This window comes from Dyadobacter chenwenxiniae (assembly GCF_022869785.1).
GTDB lineage: Bacteria > Bacteroidota > Bacteroidia > Cytophagales > Spirosomataceae > Dyadobacter > Dyadobacter chenwenxiniae.
Genome location: NZ_CP094997.1, coordinates 428,156 through 442,613, shown reverse-complemented (window position 1 = coordinate 442,613; position 14,458 = coordinate 428,156). Strand labels below are relative to the sequence as shown.

The window sequence follows — 14,458 nt, the reverse complement described above, 5'->3', positions numbered from 1 at the left end:
ATTAGTCGTTAGGATCGGTTGTTAAAAAAGCCGCATTTGCTGGCCTACCATATATTCATTTCCCAACAATGGTATGGTGTCGATAATTTCGTATTGCCCTTTTCCAGGATTGAATTTTCGAATAACAAATGAATTGCATGTAAAGTGCTCATTGAAATCTTCCGTAAACAAGGAATAGGAAAGACTTATTTCTTCAAAGATAAGGTCTCGGCCTATGGTCATGTGTGGTTGGACCCGGCCTTTTATGTCCCAACGGTCTGTGAATCTTTGTTTTATAAACTTATGGAAATTTAAACCTATGGTTTGGCAGCATGCAACGATTTCATCTTTTGAAGAATCATCCGGTTTGACAAAGAATGTGCATGGATGGCTTTTAGAGAAATCGCCGAAACCGGAGAACCCTATTTCCAGAGGTGCAATTCCTGCAAGCACTCTCTTGAATTCGTCCAGGATGACAGGATAATCATCTTCATAGGCAACAAACAGGATCAATGTCACATGCGCAAGCGAATTCACACTGCCATAATTTCGCCCAAGATGCTTTTCCAATCGCTTTTTGAGCTCTGTGACCAGCCCGATAATGCGATCGTCGGGACTTATTGCAAGTGTGTAGACAGATAATGTTTTACTTTTCATCCATTAATAAACCACGTCATAGAACTGCTGCCTGCTGTTGCCCGAAACCAGTCTGGTAATCCAGGCCGCTCTGAGCGTTATACCATAGGTTATCTTTCCGATCTTCGCGTCGTTTTCTTCAAATATAATCCGGATGCGCTCGGGAACACCGGCTGACTGCGCTTCACCCGCCGTTTCGAAAAGTGGCAGCATTGTATTATCCAGATATCCTTTTTCAGGCTTCCAACCGTTTTCAGACATCTCCGAGACGATTCCCACCATAGAAGAGGTGGAAGTTATAAATACGGTTTGCGCTGCATCATCCCAGACCCAGGTTCCATCCGTTGTTAAGCCCATACCGGTCTCACTCAGCGATTTAGCACCATAAGGAATCTTTCCAAAAGGGCCCGTGCTGATAATCTCGTCAAGCCTGGTAACATTGTTCGCGTAACTTTCAAATCGGAAACCAACATTCGGGGTTACGTTGATGCGGGTTTCTACTGTGATCAGTTTGGAAGTCTCAGCCAGGTTTTCAACCGTCTTAACCCCTTGTCTTTCAATCGAAATCTCCTCAAAACGCCAATTTCTACCCGAAGCCAGCAATGCGGCTAAGACCTTTTCTTTGTTAACCTTCGCTTTTACAACCTCAGCTGGCTTGTCATCGCAGGAAAGGAGCAATAAGAAAACCATCATCCCGGAACATTGTAGAAGCAATTTAATGGTCATGACGTTTTATATGTAAACTAATTTTACACACTAAATATCGGCAAGAATATGCTTGCAACCAACGCCGGACGAAAATTGGTTTAAATTTTGATCAATAAGCTAGCAAACGACCGCATGCAATGACGGCGATCCAGACAACAATTGAAACGCAGCCACTGATTCTGGCCTGAAACGGGAGGTCACCATCGGGGTTTAAGTTTGATGTAAAAATAAACCGGTGAAAAACGAACACATTGATGGCTGCAACGCCTATCAAGCTCATTTTCGTCCAAAAAGTGGGATCGACGCCCAGCGCATTGGCATTGGTTATAAAAAGGAGCGCACCAGAAGGAATAATCAGGAGCAGCGACCTTCTTGACCACGGCAGCAAATGTGCTGCCAGACTTGCAAAAGGGATGTTTTTAGAGAAACCCAGTAACCTGAGATCAAACATAAATGCGGGGCCAACCAGCATGACTATACCCAGAATATGGACAATTTCCAGCGCCGGGTATAGCCACAACGATTGACGAATTTCTACCGCCCACGCGGTTTTTTCGAGCCAGTCGAGCAATTCAAGCACTATTAGCGGAGTTCGAACTTTTTGCCATCCACAAAGATTCTTTCGGCGCGCATTTCGCCTTTCTCGGTCTTATGTGGATAAGCGACCAATCTTACTTCGGTGCCTTTTTTGATCATATCACCTGTAAGGCCGCGATCGGTCATGCGGCTGGTGGGTGCCAGGAAAACCGTGTACATTTCCTTATTGTATTTCACTTTTGCCAGCACATGCGGATTCTCATAGATAGATTCTTCAATCTTTGTTGTGAAATCCTGCGGCTTGGTCTGATCGTAATCCGCCCAGCCGTGATGCATCATTGTGAAAGATGCGCACAGCAATACTGCCAATGCCAGATAGATGTTTTTAGTCTGCTTCATAAAATGTTGCATTTAGTGTATTTAAAGTTAAAGAAATTATCCATTAACTTGAAAGCAAAATCCACCTCAATGCTAAAATCTACAATGAGATCAAAAATCTACGCCTTTGCAGTGATGACAGTTATTGCCGCATGCACCGGCAATAAGAACGATAACGCTGAAACGTCCACTTCGCCATCCATCATCGGAACATGGGCGCTCTCGTCCAGCAAAGTAATAACCAAAAGCGACACACTTGTTACCTTCCCGGTGAAAGATCAGGAAATGATCAAGATGTTTACCGCGTCGCATTTTACATTCATGAAACACGATATCAACCAGGGAAAAGGTGACTCGGCAGTTTTCGACGCAGGTGGCGGCACTTACACATTAGAAGGCGAGGACTATTCGGAACATCTTCAATATTGCAACTACCGGGATTGGGAAAACCGCGATTTCCATTTCAAACTGCTGCTTAAAGGCGACACACTCATTCAGAGTGGCGTGGAGAAGATCGATAGCCTGGGCATTGATCAGCAGATTTTGGAAGTGTATGTGAGGAAGGGCGGGCAGAAATAGGTCAGTTAAAGGTTCACACTGTTTCGCCATTAATTTCACAAGGCCGAAGACAAATGCTGATTCCCCGACAACAAAAAAGGCCAGGATAAATCCTGGCCCTAAAATATTAACCGTGCCTGACTGGACTGACATACGGAAAAAAGAATGCTCTCAGGCGAAATCCATATCCCAACGCAGGATTACAAACGCTCAATCCACTCCCTCGCATTCACAAATGCTTCTAGCCACGGACTCACCTCATCTTTTCTGCCTTCCGGATAATTAGCCCAATGCCATTGAAAGAGGGATCTTTCTATGTGCGGCATCATAACAAGGTGACGACCGGTTTCATCGCAGAGCATGGCTGTGTTGAATGCAGAGCCGTTCGGACTGGCTGGATAGGTTTGGTAGGCGTATTTGGCCACAATATTGTATTGATCTTCGGAATAAGGGAAATCAAAACGGCCTTCTCCGTGCGACACCCATACGCCCAGTGTGCTGCCCGCCAATGTGGAAAGCATTACAGATTTATTTGGTTGAATAGTTAGCGAGGTGAAAATACTTTCATGCTTGCCGCTTGCGTTGTGAAGCATTTTTGGCTTTTGCTCGTGGTTTTCGTTGATCAGCCCAAGCTCGATAAACAGCTGGCAACCGTTGCAAACGCCAACAGACAATGTATCCTCACGCTTGAAGAAATTTTCCAGTGCGATTTTAGCCTTTTCATTGTAAAGGAAAGCGCCTGCCCAACCCTTCGCTGAACCCAGGACGTCGGAGTTGGAAAACCCTCCTACTGCGCCGATGAACTGAATGTCTTCCAATGTCTCGCGACCGGAAATAAGGTCCGTCATGTGAACGTCTTTCACATCAAAACCAGCCAGATACATCGCATTAGCCAATTCTCTTTCCGAATTACTGCCTTTCTCGCGGAGCACTGCGGCCTTTGGTCTTGGCTTGGATTCACTGATTACCGGCTTTCTGCCATCGAATTGCGCAGGGAATTTGTAACGGAGCAAATGATTTTTATAGTGGTCAAAACGCTCTTGGGCAAGCTCTGGTTTCGTTTGCTTTTTATCCAGTAAAAAGGAAGTTTTAAACCAGACATCACGCAGTGTTTCAATATCAAAATCCCATTTACCGGTTGCATCCTTTACCGTCAGCGTGGAAGCCATATTAACGGCTCCCAGCTTATGAAAATGAACACCCCATGCTTGTAGCGACGCCTCTACCGAATCGTCCGCCTGGAAAACGATGCCTATGTTTTCAGCAAAAAGCTTCTGGATAATATCCTCTTCACCCAGTGATGAAAGATCAACAGAAGCGCCCAGGTCGCGGTCTGCAAAGCACATCTCAAGCAGTGTCGTGATCAGTCCGCCGCTGCCGATGTCGTGACCCGCCTGTATTTTTCCGGTTTTGATTAATTCCTGAATGGCGTTGAATGCTGTTTTGAACTTATCAGCATCCTGAATATCAGGAGTTTGGTTGCCAATTTTGTTTAATATCTGAGCAAATGAAGAGCCGCCCAGCTTATAGGTGTCCCCTGAAAGATTGATATAATAAATTGAACCGCCCGTTTTCTTCAAAACCGGTTCTATAACGGCGGTAATGTCGTCACAATGTCCGGCCGCGGAGATGATTACCGTTCCCGGCGCGATTACTTCGTCGTTTTTGTATTTCTGCTTCATCGAAAGCGAATCTTTGCCCGTTGGAATGTTGATTCCCAGACTGATCGCAAATTCCGAGCAGGCCTTTACAGCTTTGTATAAACGCGCATCTTCACCTTCATTTTTACAAGCCCACATCCAGTTCGCAGAAAGCGAAACACTGGTCAGGCCATCTTTTAGTGGAGCCCAAACAATGTTGGAGAGCGCCTCTGCAATGGCATTCCGGCTACCGGCAGCCGGGTCGATCAAAGCCGAAAGCGGCGCGTGGCCTATTGAAGTAGCGATGCCGTCTTTGCCCTGAAAATCAAGCGCCATTACGCCAACATTGTTCAGTGGCAATTGCAATGGGCCGGCGCATTGCTGTTTAGCCACATGTCCGCCAACACAACGATCTACTTTATTCGTCAGCCAATCCTTACTTGCAACCGCTTCCAGTTGCAGCATTTGCTCCAAATATTCATGAAGCTTGCCGACCTCATAAGTGACAGGTTCGTAATTTCTTTGTATGGTTTTGTCGGCCATCACGGTTTTGGGCGAACTGCCAAACATATCATCCATTTCCAGGTCCATCGGCTTGGCGCCGGTTGTCTCTGATACAAATGTAAAACGATGCGATCCCGTCACCTCGCCCACCTGATACAGCGGTGCACGCTCGCGGTCGGCGATCTTTTTGAGTGTTTCAAGATTTTCTTTGCTGATCACCAGCCCCATTCGCTCCTGAGACTCGTTACCAATGATTTCTTTGGCAGAAAGTGTTGGATCGCCAACAGGCAGCTTATCCAGGTTGATATTTCCACCCGTCTCTTCAACAAGCTCAGAGAGGCAGTTTAAATGTCCGCCCGCGCCATGGTCGTGGATTGACACAATTGTATTGTTACCGCTTTCCACCATACCGCGCACTGCGTTCGCCACTCGCTTTTGCATTTCCGGGTTGGAACGCTGGATCGCATTCAACTCAATTCCGGAACCGAATGCGCCGGTGTCCGCAGAAGAAACTGCCGCGCCGCCCATTCCGATCCGGTAATTTTCGCCACCCATCACCACAATCTGGTCGCCGATTTCGGGTTTGGATTTTTTTGCCTGGTCCGCGATGCCGTAACCTATGCCTCCGGCTTGCATAATCACTTTATCATAGCCCAATTTCCTGCCTAGTTCCTCATGCTCAAATGTCAGAACCGAGCCGGTAATCAATGGTTGGCCAAATTTATTCCCGAAATCAGTGGCGCCATTAGATGCCTTGATCAGGATATCCATTGGTGTCTGATAAAGCCATTTTCTTTCTTCAACACCTTTTTCCCAGGGACGATTTTCCTCCAAACGGGAAAGTGCCGTCATGTAAACAGCCGTTCCTGCCAGCGGCAACGAGCCTTGTCCGCCTGCAAGCCTGTCGCGGATTTCACCGCCAGAACCCGTTGCAGCGCCGTTAAACGGCTCCACGGTTGTGGGAAAGTTATGGGTTTCTGCTTTTAATGAAAGAACAGATTGAAAGTCTTTAATCTCATAGTATTCAGGGACATCCGGTCTTTTTGGCGCAAATTGTTGTACAACCGGTCCTTTGACAAAAGCGACATTATCCTTATAGGCAGAGACGATCGAATTCGGATTCGTTCAGACGTTTTGCGGATCAGCTTGAACAATGAAACCGGCTGCTCTTCGCCGTCGATAACAAATGTGCCGTTGAAAAATCTTGTGGCGGCAATGTTCGGAGTTTACTTGTGAAAAGCCAAAAACCTCTGAATCCGTTAACTTACGGTTTAGTTTTTCTGCCAGCTTATTTAAGTAGTCAACCTCCTCATCGCTCAGCGAAAGGCCTTCCTGCTTGTTATATGCTGCAATGTCAGCAACTTCCAGAATAGATTCCGGCTGAATGCTGATTGTGTAAATTTCCTGATTGAGCTCACCGTATTTCTGGGAAAGCATGGGGTCAAAATCCTTGAAATCCTCCCCTACTTTCCTGAACTCTTCAATACGGATAATGCCTTGAACGTCCATATTTTGGGTTATCTCAACGGCATTGGTGCTCCATGGCGTGATCATAGCCGCCCGGGGCCCAACAAAAAACTCCGTGATGACGGTTTCATCCCGGAGTTCCGCGCCGCCAAAAAGCCAGCTCAATTTGGAAGTATCTGATTCTGTTAGCGTTCGTTCTATCTGGACCGCAAAAACAGTGTTCTGTTCGTCTGCAAAAAAGTAGATCATGGTATCGAATTATGGCGCAAAGGTAAGTTAATTTTTACCCAATGCCCATTTGAAGAATAAAAAATGTGGTATGTAAGGGTAACAGCTGGAACTAGCTGGCTTGTTCCGCGAAATGGCAATATTTCGTCCTTACCAAAGAATTTCCACCAGATCTCGATAACGCTTGAAATGCTGGTCTGCACTTATAATGGCCGCTTTTCTGAAATCGCGGTTGATATGATCAGGCGATCAAAAGGATCGCGGTGTTCCACATGCATGGAAAGATTCTGGTATGCTAAAAGATGATTGTCGCGAATAGGAAGAATGTCGATTCCTGCACTTCTTATGCAGGGCGTGTGTATCCAATAAAACCTTCATTTACATATAGTCTTTTAAATCGTCCAGGGGTTCGTCAAAGTCCGGACTAAGTGTGATGCTTCCATTTGAAATACCAAAGGGGCGTTTTGCATTTATTTCTGCTGGTATCTCGATTTCTTCGAATATGACCACGACTTTTGTTTTGTTCTCCACTTTCGGTTTATGATCAAGGATTACCTGTCCGTTTTCATAAGTGCCTTCTATTACAGTAAGCATAATTTTGAGTGTTTTCTTGACTCAAATATATCCAATAATCCATAATTTTCTTCTCCCTGCATCAACGCAACCTCTTCCACTTTTTCTCGATCATCTCAGCAATGATTGCGTAGCCTTTGTCGGATGGGTGGAGGCCGTCGTAGGTCATACTGATGGCTTCCGGGGGATAGGGATATTCGTCTTTTTCAGGGTCGAAGGGAATGGTTGTGTAGTCGGGATACGTGTAGTTTTTATAATGACCGTTCGCAGGGTCTCTTAGCTTTTTGAAATTGACCATGCTTTCAACCGTCATACCACTTTCGTGAAAAAGGTCCACAACCGGGATTTTTTCAAGCTTGCCGATTTCTACGACTGCGTTGGCAAATGCTTCGAGGTTTTTTCCGTTTTTGGGCTTATAGGACCCATATGCATTATTTTTTTGATTGTTGATATAAACAAAATCACCTCGCTGCATGGGCGTTATAAGAATGATTTCTGCCTTTTTGTTCAGCTGTTTTAACTTCTCGGTAATGACCCTGTATGCGCCATAGACGGTCCTGGCTCCCGTGTTTCCCTCATAATCCGCAATGGATCCCAGCTCTTTGCCCTGCCACCAGTCATTAGTCCCCAAAAAAACAGTGTAAACATCCGCTTTCTGCAATTCAAGAGTTTCAATTTTGTCGGCAATGTTGATGGAAGTCCAGCCATTATAACCCTTATTAATGTATTCCACACGCGGATATTTTTCAGAAATCAATGTCAAATATCCCTTTGTAACGCGGTTTGCCGTTTCATCTTTGTGATCGTTGAGATAAGTGATAGAATCGCCGATAGCCACCCACGTAATCCTGCGCGGCGCGGAAGCGAGGCAGGTCAGAAATAAGATCATAAACAGCAAATACTTCTTCATATGGGATCAGGATAAGTTACAGGCCGAAGATATTAATTCCGACCGAACTGCCCGCCGGTCATGCTGCCAAAACTTTTGTTATTACCTTTATCATTCCAAACATCCACAATGATCTTGAAACATTTAATCCTAATCCTGTTCCTTTTCGTCTGCCAAAAAGGCTATTCACAAACGGGCTTGCTTCCGCTGGACGCTGAGAACAACGTTTTTTATTCCGATTCGGGCAAGCCTAACAAGTCTAAATCAGAGATTTTCAAACAAGCTCAAAACTGGATAAGCAAAACTTTTGGCAATTATGAAAACGCCGTCACATTTGAAGATCCGCAGCTCGGCAAACTGATCCTGACAAGTTACGCGCCAGTATCTGGCATTGCCTACGAATATGTGCGTTTCGACCTGACCATTGAATGCAAAGAAGAGCAATATAATGTCCGGATTGATAAGTTGGATGGCATTTCAACAACCCATAGCCCGAGCCGACTAGGCGCAAAGGACAATAATGCCATTATGGAAAAGGAAGTGGCCGTTAAAACGGAGCAAAGCAAGAAAAAACGCGCAGAAGCGGAAGCAGCGCTAAGAAATACGAAAGCCGACATAGAAAGCATCAATAATGCGATGTATAAATTAATGTCGGACCTGAAACTTTCCCTGACCCAACCTGCGGAATAACTGATCTGAAAACTGCAATATGAATGTGCATCTGTACCGGATGTTCATTCATATCAACCATTTACAGGCTCAAATCAGCCGACAAATAAAATTATTCAGATAAATAATAAAATTTTACAAAGATTTTTTTCCCTGTTTTCATTTTTGGTCTGAGGTTAACTGTTAAATTGGCGATTAAACCAGTCCGTTTACAATGTCAAAATCTCAAATCCGGCTGGTCATTTCGATGGCCGGTATGTTTCTTCTCTCCATAACTGTTTACAAATGGAAAGCTTTTACACACTTTGGTTGGACAGTTATCCTATTTAAAATATTTGTAGCGCTTTCCTTTTTAATGATTTTCTATGGAATAGGCAGGCTTCTCAGACTTCCTATTGCTGCTTGTCTGGCCATTCCCTTATTACTGGAAATAGGCTCCTGGCGTTACATCAGGCATGTAATCGGTGTGAATCAATCTGCGGACAAGCAGAACATTGGCGTACTGGACCAATGGGTCAATTACCGCGACGTAATCCAGTTCAACAGGCAATTCAGCAGTTATTCGCCAGATTTAGGTTACACATTGCGACCGGGAAGCGAGGGTTATCATCAGGATTTGGAATACAAAAATAAATTCAGCGTCAACAAATCCGGCCTCCGCGACAACAACCAGGCTTTGGTTGACCCGAAAATCATTTTTCTGGGTGACTCTTTCACAATGGGCTGGGGCATTGACCAAGACAAAACATTTGCACATTTAACCGGACAGATGAATGCCGCGAAATCCTTAAATGCCGGCGTTTCATCATACGGCACGTTTCGTGAAATGCTTATGCTTTCAAAGTTGCAACGCGATTCCTGCAAAGTTCTGGTGATACAATATTGCGACAATGATCTGGAAGAAAACACGGCCAGAAACGCCCCTGGAAGTTCACAAGAGCCATTAACGCTTGAAAAATTTCAAGATGTTGGCATTTTTAACCGCTTAAACGAAGGCTATTTTCCGATGCGTTTCACGTATTTTTTTGTGAGGGAAAAAGATCTTTTCAAACGGATCTTCACAAGTCCGGGGCAGGTTTGGCAGGATTCCGAAATGGCATTCACTTCCTGGATATCCGGCCAGCCGATGCCCGGCGTTAAACCTTTGGCCATCAAATCAGAGGCCATGGTCGCTGAACATACAAATCAGTTTTTTAAGATCCTGACGAAAATACGGGCCATTTACGGCGGTCAAATCATCGTGTTGCACCTGGATGGCCGTTATACCAAACCCGAACTGATCAACGGTTTTGAGGCTGCCGGAAAAAAACGCCAGGATTCCAATCTGCACTTTCTTCGCGCCTGCGACGTGCTTACTGCCCAGGATTACTATCCCGTGGACGGCCACCTCAATGAAGCGGGACATTATAAAATTGCTGACGAACTAACAAGGATAATTCGGGAAAAAGCGCTTTTAAAATAATGCATTATCCGCAACCCCTCTAAGTTAAAAGGTTTAACCGTTACAATCCGTGAAGGTTACTACGCAGTTTTCGCAGGCAGTTTGTTGATCAACCACAACAGGCACATTGCATTAAAAACCAGCGTTAACGGGATGACCGACAAATTCTTAAGGAAAAGAATGATCGTCCATTCGGGAGCATTGGAATGAAGGATGCCGCGCTCCCGCAGGCTGATGTACATACATGTTTCGTAAGCAACATGATCTATAAAAAGGTTGATCAGAAACGACATAATCAGAAATGCGCCCAAGTTCCAAAGCATTTTTTTCCAATGTAGTTTGAATTTTGTCAAAGCCTGCCGCCGTTTCTGACTGCTGTCTTTCTTCATAGAAAAAACCGCCGCGGTCCTTTTGAACCCTGAACGAACATTTGTTAACCCTAAGGCAAACAGAAATATCAGAATCCTAGCCGACTGAATGGCAACTTCAAGCGCAAGATCCACCGCGAAGGGAATATCACCAAATGCGCTCAGCTGAGCAGACCGGCCTAATCCTGCAATCAGGCCCAGGGAGAGGATCACCAGAAAATGTTTTTTCAAAAAGCGCAAAGAATGCTGCGTCCAATCCAGCGTTGTGCTCAGATCTGTCATGTTCTTCATGGCTGCTAATGTTTAAATTTTAAGAAAAAGATCCGTATTTATCACCACAAATTCAACAGCTTAGCCTCCAATTTCTTTTTGTTTTAAGAATAAAAATGCTTTCAGGTGCAACGGTTGATGCGCGTTTTACATCCTTGTTTCAAATCCCAGCCGTAAAAAGCATTATTACTCAATGGACTTCGAGAGAGAAATTACTTTGAAAACCGGGAGGTGCGTCAAAGTCTTTGCCAACGCCGTGCAAAACCATTCGCGAATGGCTTTTGAACTTATCGTCCTCGTGAAAGACCCGGGTGAAAACACCTTCTATCCACCCATAGGGCCTAATCATTCCAAATATTGGCAGTTAAAAAGATTAAATGAGCAGCTGGCCGGCATTTTGCAGCTCCGGCATAGTGGCATATCGGACCGTGACTTGAAACATATACTCGCAGATGTGGAGGAAATGGTGGCAGCCATTGAAACAAGCGCTTCTGCTTAAAGCAACGTATTAAGCATTCCTTGTTTTAGCCAGCAATAGCAGATTTAAATTTGGGAAATTACCTCAGAAAATAGCCGACATAATAATCCTTTTGAATGGGTAAAAAGCAGGCGACCCGGGAAATTTAGTTTTCAGTTTTGACTTGAATTCCTGAATAAATCGCTGCTGCATTTCGCCTTCCAACTTTTCTACATAGGGCAGCAATGCAGTGCCCGAAGTCCAGTCAAAAACAGCGTCGGCATCTTGCAGCACCAGGGGATATATTTTTTCAAAAACGGTAATTTCACTTCCTCCGTATTCGAAAAGGATCCGTGCATAATCTTCAATATCCAAAACAGGAGATAACCGCCGAAAGCCGAATAATTCTTTCTGAAATGGTTGTTCTTCTGACAGCTGCAGAAGCATCTGATTGGTCACATTATGGTGCTGAGCAGGCATTTGAACCACAAGTTGACCGCCCGGGTTGATATTGGCAATGATTTTAGGAAAAAGTGTTTCATGATTTTCAACCCATTGAACGGCAGCATTCGAAAACACAACATCCCACTTTGCCGACATGTCAATCCCTGTTTCAATGGATTTTTGTTCAAAGGTAACCTGCTCATTAGCAAACGCTTTGGCATCGTTAAGCATTTCCGCTGACGCATCAATTCCTAAAACCCTTGACCCGGAAAGCAGATCGGCCAGCTTTCTGGTCAGCTCCCCCGTGCCGCAGCCCAGATCGATCACATCCAGATTAGGACGAACTTTGATCAAAGCCAGAAGATCCAGAAATGGAGCGAACCGCTCTGTTTTAAATTGATTATAGGTCTCCGGGTTCCAAGCCATTTGGTTTTTGTTTGCTGTTATTCAATAATGCACAAAATATAGTTTTCAATCCATAACGATGGTAAAAAGGTGAATAAGACCAGTCCGGAAGTTCTCCAATGCTAAGCCACAAGCCGATTTACCGTTCTATCCGACGCAAGTAAGCACCATTTTTTGGGCCGAATAAACAATTTATTCGGCCCAAACTGCTTTTTATTGAGCCAGAACCCGGCTACTTTGTCCTTAAAATAGTGAAGCCGCGATCCTCTTTTGTGAAGCCGATTTTAGGATAATATTGCATGGCTGTCGGCACAGAGAGCAGCAGAATTGTAGTCTGCTCACCAACCTGTTCTTTGGTTATGTCGATCAGCCTTTTACCAATGCCCAGCTTTTGATAATCTGCATGAATGGCCAGGTCGGCCAGGTAACAACTCCAAGCCCAGTCGGTGATGGAGCGTGAAACGCCTACCAGTTTTTCGCCTTCCCATGCGGAAACAATCAGATTGGAATTCTGATAAATCGTGCCAATGCGTTCCGGATCGTGCGTGGGCCTGGGCAATTTGGCGCTATCGTACAATTCGATCACCTGTTCGGGCGACGGCACGAGGTCGGTTTTGTAAGTTATTTCCATTTTTCAGCTGATTATAAAAAAATTGAGTTGCAGATAGAAAGCGAATCGCCAACTTAGATACATTGAAACGAAAATAAAAGAAATCGCCCTTAACCACACAAAATGCCAAAGAAAACGCTGATCCTCTGCCTCTTCATTCTCATCAAATTCACCCTGCATTATGTGATCATTGCCCCGGAATACGATCTGCACCGGGACGAATATTTGCATCTGGATCAGGGAAAACACTTGGCCTGGGGATATTTATCCGTGCCACCATTCACTTCCTGGGTTTCCTACATTATTTCATTGCTGGGCAATGCTGAATTTTGGGTTAAATTCTTTCCCGCCCTTTTTGGCGCATTCACATTGGTTGTGGTATGGCGAGCCATTGAGACGCTCGGCGGCGGTCTATTTGCGTTGGTATTAGGCGCAACGGCGATCACATTTTCCGTGCTTTTACGGATTAATATGCTTTATCAGCCCAATTCGGCCGACATCCTGGGCTGGACGCTGCTCTATTTTACGATCCTGTTATGGCTCAAAACAGAACAAAACAAGTGGCTATACATGGCCGCTGTGGTGTTCGGATTCAGTTTTTTAAATAAATACAACATTCTGTTTCTCGTGGCAGGCCTAGTTCCGGCACTTTTGGTTACAAAAAATTATAAAATATTCAAAAACAGCGCACTATACATGGCAGTATTTGTCGCATTCCTGATCATTTTCCCAAACCTGATTTGGCAGTATCAAAATAATTTCCCTGTGGTCCATCACATGAAACTCCTCGCGGAATCGCAGCTGGTGAATGTGAACAGGCTTGATTTTCTCAAAGAACAAATCCTGTATTTTCTCAGCTCGATCTTCGTACTGATTGCCGCTTTTATCTCCTTTTTTGCCTATCCTGGTTTCCGGAAATATCAGGTTTTCTTCTGGTCGCTGGTCTTTACGCTGAGCCTTTTCACCTATCTGAGGGCTAAGGGTTACTACGCCATTGGCCTCTATCCTATCTTTATCGCGTTCGGGGCGGTTTATTTGGAATATGTTTTTCAAAAAAGATTGACATGGCTTCGTCCGGTTTCGCTTCTGGTCGTCCTTGCCTTGTTTATCCCCATATTCAGGGTTGCATTTCCAATCAGGAGTCCGTCCGAGATCGCAAAAAATGCCAAGCCTTACCAAAAGCTCGGATTGCTGCGCTGGGAGGATGGAAAAGATCACGAACTGCCGCAGGATTTCGCAGATATGCTTGGCTGGAAGGAGCTTGCACAAAAAGTAGACGCTGAATATGCGAAAATCGACGACAAAAAACACACTGTGGTGCTATGCGACAATTACGGACAGGCAGGCGCAATCAATTATTATTCCAGGTATAAAGATTTACAGGCAGTTACCATGAATGCGGACTACATTAACTGGGTGCCGCTGGACGAAGAAATCAAACATTTGATCCTCATTCAAAACGCAGATGACGACGATCCGGAGCGAAACAAAGAAAAGCCCCTTTTCCGGACCATCCACCGTACTGGAAGAATTGAAAACCCTTACGCACGTGAGCACGGGGCGAGTATTTATGTGCTCCTTCATGCAAAAGTTTCCATCAATGCGATACTGAAAAGCGATATCGAAGCAAACAGATGGGATTAAGTCTTGACAAAATCAAAAAACGCTACTACCTTTGCTAACACCGTTAGCTATTT

14 protein-coding genes and 1 pseudogene are annotated in these 14,458 nt (G+C 44.8%); 5 read left to right on the top strand and 10 right to left on the bottom strand.

What is annotated here, in order from left to right; translation table 11 throughout:
- Nucleotides 1-21: 21 nt before the first annotated feature.
- The 4 genes from MUK70_RS01780 to MUK70_RS01765 all read right to left on the bottom strand — a co-directional run bounded on the left by MUK70_RS01780 (nt 22) and on the right by MUK70_RS01765 (nt 2,259).
- Complete coding sequence (locus MUK70_RS01780; protein ID WP_234655630.1) at nt 22-636, bottom strand: 2'-5' RNA ligase family protein; 615 nt, start codon at nt 634-636, stop codon at nt 22-24.
- A gap of 3 nt (nt 637-639) precedes the next feature.
- Nucleotides 640-1,308, bottom strand: a complete 669-nt coding sequence (locus MUK70_RS01775; RefSeq protein WP_234655631.1) for a hypothetical protein — start codon at nt 1,306-1,308, stop codon at nt 640-642.
- A gap of 124 nt (nt 1,309-1,432) precedes the next feature.
- Complete coding sequence (locus tag MUK70_RS01770) at nt 1,433-1,903, bottom strand: DUF6644 family protein (RefSeq protein WP_234601955.1); 471 nt, start codon at nt 1,901-1,903, stop codon at nt 1,433-1,435.
- A 2-nt stretch (nt 1,904-1,905) separates the two neighbouring features.
- A complete protein-coding gene (locus tag MUK70_RS01765) occupies nt 1,906-2,259 on the bottom strand; it encodes a DUF6152 family protein (protein WP_234601953.1) in 354 nt (117 codons plus the stop codon).
- A gap of 84 nt (nt 2,260-2,343) precedes the next feature.
- Here MUK70_RS01765 and MUK70_RS01760 point away from each other — a divergent pair, with 84 nt between their 5' ends.
- Complete coding sequence (locus MUK70_RS01760) at nt 2,344-2,817, top strand: hypothetical protein (protein ID WP_234655632.1); 474 nt, start codon at nt 2,344-2,346, stop codon at nt 2,815-2,817.
- A 179-nt stretch (nt 2,818-2,996) separates the two neighbouring features.
- Here the strand turns inward: MUK70_RS01760 and purL are convergent.
- The 3 genes and pseudogenes from purL to MUK70_RS01745 all read right to left on the bottom strand — a co-directional run bounded on the left by purL (nt 2,997) and on the right by MUK70_RS01745 (nt 8,118).
- Nucleotides 2,997-6,656 (bottom strand): annotated as a pseudogene (gene purL / locus MUK70_RS01755) (phosphoribosylformylglycinamidine synthase).
- 357 nt (nt 6,657-7,013) lie between these two features.
- Nucleotides 7,014-7,229, bottom strand: coding sequence for a DUF2281 domain-containing protein (locus MUK70_RS01750; protein ID WP_234655634.1), 216 nt, complete (start codon nt 7,227-7,229; stop codon nt 7,014-7,016).
- 61 nt (nt 7,230-7,290) lie between these two features.
- Nucleotides 7,291-8,118, bottom strand: coding sequence for an SGNH/GDSL hydrolase family protein (locus tag MUK70_RS01745; protein ID WP_234655635.1), 828 nt, complete (start codon nt 8,116-8,118; stop codon nt 7,291-7,293).
- Between the two features lie 114 nt (nt 8,119-8,232).
- Between MUK70_RS01745 and MUK70_RS01740 the strand changes: the two genes are divergently transcribed.
- Both MUK70_RS01740 and MUK70_RS01735 read left to right on the top strand, forming a co-directional pair.
- Nucleotides 8,233-8,787 carry a DUF4468 domain-containing protein gene (locus MUK70_RS01740; RefSeq protein WP_234655636.1) on the top strand — a complete coding sequence of 185 codons (555 nt, stop codon included), beginning with the start codon at nt 8,233-8,235 and terminating at the stop codon, nt 8,785-8,787.
- 193 nt (nt 8,788-8,980) lie between these two features.
- Nucleotides 8,981-10,228, top strand: a complete 1,248-nt coding sequence (locus tag MUK70_RS01735) for an SGNH/GDSL hydrolase family protein (RefSeq protein WP_234655637.1) — start codon at nt 8,981-8,983, stop codon at nt 10,226-10,228.
- 59 nt (nt 10,229-10,287) lie between these two features.
- Here the strand turns inward: MUK70_RS01735 and MUK70_RS01730 are convergent, their stop codons facing one another.
- The gene (locus MUK70_RS01730) at nt 10,288-10,866 is read right to left on the bottom strand and encodes a hypothetical protein (protein ID WP_234655638.1); all 579 of its coding nucleotides are present in this window, start codon (nt 10,864-10,866) and stop codon (nt 10,288-10,290) included.
- A 253-nt stretch (nt 10,867-11,119) separates the two neighbouring features.
- On the opposite strand from MUK70_RS01730, the gene MUK70_RS01725 reads away from it, so the two are divergent.
- Nucleotides 11,120-11,344 (top strand): hypothetical protein, encoded by a 225-nt coding sequence (locus tag MUK70_RS01725; protein WP_234601935.1) that lies wholly within the window; start codon nt 11,120-11,122, stop codon nt 11,342-11,344.
- 63 nt (nt 11,345-11,407) lie between these two features.
- Here the strand turns inward: MUK70_RS01725 and MUK70_RS01720 are convergent, their stop codons facing one another.
- Nucleotides 11,408-12,172, bottom strand: a complete 765-nt coding sequence (locus tag MUK70_RS01720) for a methyltransferase domain-containing protein (protein WP_234655639.1) — start codon at nt 12,170-12,172, stop codon at nt 11,408-11,410.
- Between the two features lie 211 nt (nt 12,173-12,383).
- A complete protein-coding gene (locus tag MUK70_RS01715) occupies nt 12,384-12,782 on the bottom strand; it encodes a GNAT family N-acetyltransferase (RefSeq protein WP_234655640.1) in 399 nt (132 codons plus the stop codon).
- A gap of 102 nt (nt 12,783-12,884) precedes the next feature.
- On the opposite strand from MUK70_RS01715, the gene MUK70_RS01710 reads away from it, so the two are divergent.
- A complete protein-coding gene (locus tag MUK70_RS01710) occupies nt 12,885-14,405 on the top strand; it encodes an ArnT family glycosyltransferase (protein WP_234655641.1) in 1,521 nt (506 codons plus the stop codon).
- Nucleotides 14,406-14,458 lie beyond the last annotated feature (53 nt).